This window comes from Proteus sp. G4380 (assembly GCF_963885725.1).
Classification (GTDB): Bacteria; Pseudomonadota; Gammaproteobacteria; order Enterobacterales; family Enterobacteriaceae; genus Proteus; species Proteus mirabilis.
The window spans coordinates 1-4,994 of sequence record NZ_CAWPAV010000080.1; the positions used below are offsets into that span (position 1 = coordinate 1).

The window sequence follows — 4,994 nt, forward strand, 5'->3', positions numbered from 1 at the left end:
GGACTCGAACCAGTGACATACGGATTAACAGTCCGCCGTTCTACCGACTGAACTATGGAGGAAGCGTGTTCTCGTGAGAACGAGGCGAATAATAGCTATCCTCTTTTCCCTTGTAAAGCAAAAAAACAAAAAAAATGTTTGTTTGCTCAAGAGTGCACCGTTTTGTTGTTTTTTTGATAAAAAAGTATAAAAAATAAATAGTTATATATAGATATCGCTGATGAGCATGAAAGGCTAGTAGGGACTAGTTTATTTAGAAAAGCAAAAAGCCCGCATAAAGCGGGCTCTTCTAAATTTGGCTCCTCCAACTGGACTCGAACCAGTGACATACGGATTAACAGTCCGCCGTTCTACCGACTGAACTATGGAGGAATTGTGTTCTCTTGAGAACGAGGCGCATAATAGCGATGATATATCAGGGTGTCAACGTTAAAAAATAGATTAATTAACTGTTTGATTGGTTTATGGACAATATGGCTAAAAAATGGTTAAGGTTCTCCGTGTTGTGTGCAATAACACGGAGAATTTCTCATAGTATTAGACTTGGGGTGATAATTTTTCTGACGAAATCGGTTTGGTGATGGGATCGAATGCGATTAAATACACGTCATAAAAGTGTATCTCTTGTTTTGTGCGTATAATGTCATTGATGTCTTCTTTTATTTGCGCTGGGATAGCCGGGTGCTGGCGTATCTCATTAATCGCTTCATCAGATAATTTTTCAAAAGTATACCATTCGCCGTTATAGCAAACTCTAAGGTCAAGAACGCCGATATCATCAAACTTATAAATAGGTTTGATATCAAATAGCAGTATTCCTGCCATCACAATAAACATCAAAGTGAAAAGAGTCAGCGAAATGACCCCAAAGTAAGGAGAGTAAATAAGCAAAGCGGCCAGTAATAAATATGACAACACCATACTGACGCAAAGCCAAATATGATTTTTTAAAAATTGGCTATTAAAGTGTGGTTTGCCATCACGCTTTTCTGCGGCATTAATACGTGCTAAATCACGCTCTAAAATGTCTTTTAATACATTCATTGTAAATACCTTAAAAGATGAATGTTGCAAATTTGTTTCTTAAGAATAGATTATCATGGAGACAGGATCAGCAGATAGAACAGTTTTTTTAAATTCGACGCTTAACTGTTATTGTTAGTCTCTTAAGACTATTCCTACTTGCTGTTAATAATTGCTATAAAATATCAAATAAATTTTATACACAGTGACAAAAATAGAGGCGAATTTGTATTTTTTATGTGCAATTTGCATTTTTTTAATCTTTCAATGCATAAAACTATTGCTATTAACCCTGTCTCATGCGTTAATGAGTAAGGCCTAAATACAGACCTGATTTATGATTGACATTCTAAGTTAATGAGTTTTAAACAGCATCGCTTTTTGACCGTTTTCTTCATGTGTGCCCATAAGTTATAGGTAGTTCAGGCCAGTAGATGCCGAGAAGGCAACGTTTTATTGATATATAGGAAAGTCACATGTCTGACAAAATGAAAGGTCAAGTTAAGTGGTTCAACGAGTCTAAAGGCTTTGGTTTTATTACTCCAGCAGACGGAAGCAAAGACGTATTCGTTCACTTTTCTGCCATTCAAGGTAACGGTTTCAAAACTCTGGCTGAAGGTCAGAACGTAGAATTCACAATTGAAAACGGTGCAAAAGGTCCAGCAGCTGCTAACGTAACAGCTCTGTAATAAAAGCCTTTTAAAAATTTTCTTCAAGCCTGTCACCTTCTGGTGGCAGGCTTTTTCTTTATGGGTAAAATAAAAAGAAGATAATGAGAATTTTTATCAGGAGTAAAAATGAACGTTAATGATCATGTTGTAGTAAAAACGGATGGCTGTGAAGATCGTCAAGGAACCATTTTACTGATTGAAGAATTTAATGAAGGCATTATGTACTTGGTTTCACTGCCTGAATATCCGAATGGTATTTGGTTTTTTAATGAAAAAGAAGGTGGTGAAGGCACTTTTGTTCGACCAGTACAACAAAAATGATTGGTTTAGGAAGCGTTCATTTACATTGTGCAATGGTCTATTTATACTACCAGCCAAATTTTGACGAAGAGAAAACAGATGGATACGCAAAGTAGTAAATTAATGCAAAAAATAAATTGGTAAGCCGTTTTCTCCGCTAAAACTGCTTACCTACCGGTGGGCAGTGCACTTCTTGAACCTCGTTTTACATAGAATCGCACTAACCTTGAGATGCTCTTATTACTAAGAGGTGATTTTATGTGCTATGTTTTTTTCTCCTTATTTCCTCCTCCTAGATTGCTGTAGCCAAAGATCCGTTGTTGTATTACTTCATTAGCCGTATAACGGCGTGTTTTTTTAGCCATTGTTTATGGAGGAAATTAAAATGGCTATGACTCCTTATATCTTAAATTTGGTTGTTGCAATGTGTCTTGGTGCTTTGATTGGTGCCGAAAGACAATGGCGTCAAAGAATGGCAGGACTTCGCACCAATGCTTTAGTGGCGACCGGTGCTGCGGTATTTATCTTAAGCTCCATTGAAACTTCACCCGATAGCCCAGGACGGATTGCTGCACAAGTGGTTTCTGGTATTGGTTTTTTAGGCGCAGGGGTGATTATGCGCGAAGGAATGAATATTCGAGGTCTTAATACCGCGGCGACACTTTGGTGCTCTGCGGGCATTGGTGTGTTATGTGGACTTGGACTCTATCCACTTGCTACCGTAGCGACATTGCTTATTCTTTGTGCCAATATTCTATTACGGGAAGCGGCTCAACGAATAAATGCCCAACCGCAATATCAAGCGACAGATATTGAACAACGCTATTCTATTCGTATTGTTTGTGATACCCACGATGAAGTTTTGGTAAGAACACTTATTTTGCAAGCCATAAACGGTTTACACGTGAGATTGCAATCATTAAGTAGCGCAGATACACCAATGCCTAGTCAATTAGAAGTTTGTGCTGAAGTGTTGGCTACCCCAGCTGAGCAAAAAGAGATAGAAGCCATTGTTTGCAGGATAAGTTTAGAAAAAAGTGTCAGTGCAATTAATTGGAAAATTGCTTCTGAGCATCCTGCTTAATACTTTATGGATATAAAATATAATACTTTGTGAGTATAAATAGAGGTTATCCCCACAGCAATAGAGCTTGTTAATGTGTTTTATAAGAATAGTGGGGATAATATCAACAAAAGTAGAATATAAAACAATAACTGAAAACGAGGGAATTTAGCTTATTTTAAACGCTATTTAATACAGTTTAGCATTATAAATAATAGAAAATTAACTAAGTATTAATACTGGTGGTTAAAGGTAACCTATTTCATATGTGTAATTATTCATTGTGAAACTATGTTTATAGCTGAATAAGATCGATAACATGTATCATCAATCTTTGTTTAGATGAAAGAATAAAGTTATCTATAATAAAAAACCATTTATCAATGGAAACTTATTTTAAATCAAAAAACGCATTTTAAAATTATGTTAAGCCGAGTAGGCGGGTAGGCTTTCCTACTAAAAACCCATTTGATGAGTCTATTAATTGTCCTAGCACACAAAATCGTTACTAAAGGGCTTAAGACAAGATGCATTTACTTACATGCCTCTATTGAAAACTTTGGTGTCGTACATATCACTCGATGATATTCTCAAACAATTTCAATATATTCGATGAATTATTTATCATTATTCTTTATTTGACGATCGTTAACCTACTGCTTTTTGAGAAATATTTTTGATAAAAGTGCACTTAAAGCAAGTCAGGGGAGGAGAAAAGTTGTGTAGATGACACAGCAGGGGGCTACAGTAAAGCTGATGAATGGGGGGAAGTGTTGATTGTTGATACATATCATTAGGATATAAATTCTTTTTTGTAAACAAGCTGTAGGGGAAATGCTACCAATAAGTAATCTTATTATACTGGTTGAAAAAACATACTAATCTATTTATTGTATAAAATATCTATTTCAATATTACATTATTTATATCTTTATCAAGAAGATGAGTCTGACTTATAGAAGAAAAAAATCATCGAATAACGAAATAAATGCACCATTGTAATTTCTATTAGAAATAATTAGAGGCTTATTTTCGTATTATATCATGATACAAAAATGATTAAAAAGATTAAGTAAAAGTACGGGGAAAGAAAATACTAAAGGTTAGCGAGAATCAAAAAGAACATGGTCGATAAAAAGCTAATCGACTTCTAAACTATTGCTCATGTTATTGGGCGTTGTTACGTAAATAATTATAGTTGATGGTGACAGAAAGATGGCTAACAATATTTTTATCTTATTTGTTACATAAAAATGAGATCGTTGAGTAATGAGTTGCGTAACTGAGGTTATTTGTTTTTATGATAAAAAATAGTGATAAATAACTATTTTGAATAAATTTGTTATATCAATCTGCTTATTGTGTGTTGTCTGTCAAAAAGTTATTTCCCACCAATTCTACTCTTTATTTGAGTAATGTTGATGATAATCAATATCACAATAAATAAAAATGATAAAAATAAGTTTGCTTTTTTGTTTAAAAAAGCAGTCTTTTTATCAATACCTTTCTTAGAAGAACCCATCTTCTCTTTTGTTAAGCATTGATATTAGCTGATTAGCGCTAAGAAATGGCTAAGGCTACTCTTCTCAAACCATCGGAAAACATGCTTAAAAAAAAGACAAATAAAAATAAAAAACGTATTATTTTTGGTCGTAAAGTAAGCTATCTTATCTGTCATATATAAAAAAAGTAACATTTGCTATTTTACAGTTTATTAATGATGATGATTGAGTAGGCAATAAGAGGTTATTTTGATCAAAAATAGTTGTTAATATTGACATTGGATAAATGATTTATACAAATGTTAATATTTAGGTGGTGAGCGTTAAAGCAGGATAGGGATTGATCAAATTGCAAATGAGTAAGTTGGAATTTCCATTCTAAATTTTCTATGTCTCAATCATTTTGAAAGAAGAGATCGGTAAAACTTTTTTGCT

4 protein-coding genes and 1 tRNA gene are annotated in these 4,994 nt (G+C 34.1%); 3 read left to right on the top strand and 2 right to left on the bottom strand.

Features of this window, described 5'->3' with window-relative positions; genetic code table 11:
• Window positions 1–296: 296 nt before the first annotated feature.
• Window positions 297–372, bottom strand: a tRNA-Asn gene (locus AACU98_RS06600).
• A gap of 165 nt (window positions 373–537) precedes the next feature.
• Window positions 538–1,044 (bottom strand): YlaC family protein, encoded by a 507-nt coding sequence (locus AACU98_RS06605; RefSeq protein ID WP_004243574.1) that lies wholly within the window; start codon window positions 1,042–1,044, stop codon window positions 538–540.
• Between the two features lie 455 nt (window positions 1,045–1,499).
• Here AACU98_RS06605 and cspE point away from each other — a divergent pair, with 455 nt between their 5' ends.
• The 3 genes from cspE to AACU98_RS06620 all read left to right on the top strand — a co-directional run bounded on the left by cspE (window position 1,500) and on the right by AACU98_RS06620 (window position 3,078).
• Window positions 1,500–1,712 carry a transcription antiterminator/RNA stability regulator CspE gene (gene cspE / locus AACU98_RS06610; RefSeq protein ID WP_004243573.1) on the top strand — a complete coding sequence of 71 codons (213 nt, stop codon included), beginning with the start codon at window positions 1,500–1,502 and terminating at the stop codon, window positions 1,710–1,712.
• Window positions 1,713–1,820: 108 nt separating this feature from the next.
• Window positions 1,821–2,015, top strand: coding sequence for a protein DsrB (gene dsrB, locus AACU98_RS06615; RefSeq protein ID WP_004243572.1), 195 nt, complete (start codon window positions 1,821–1,823; stop codon window positions 2,013–2,015).
• Window positions 2,016–2,379: 364 nt separating this feature from the next.
• Window positions 2,380–3,078 (top strand): MgtC family protein, encoded by a 699-nt coding sequence (locus AACU98_RS06620; protein WP_004248352.1) that lies wholly within the window; start codon window positions 2,380–2,382, stop codon window positions 3,076–3,078.
• Window positions 3,079–4,994: the final 1,916 nt, after the last annotated feature.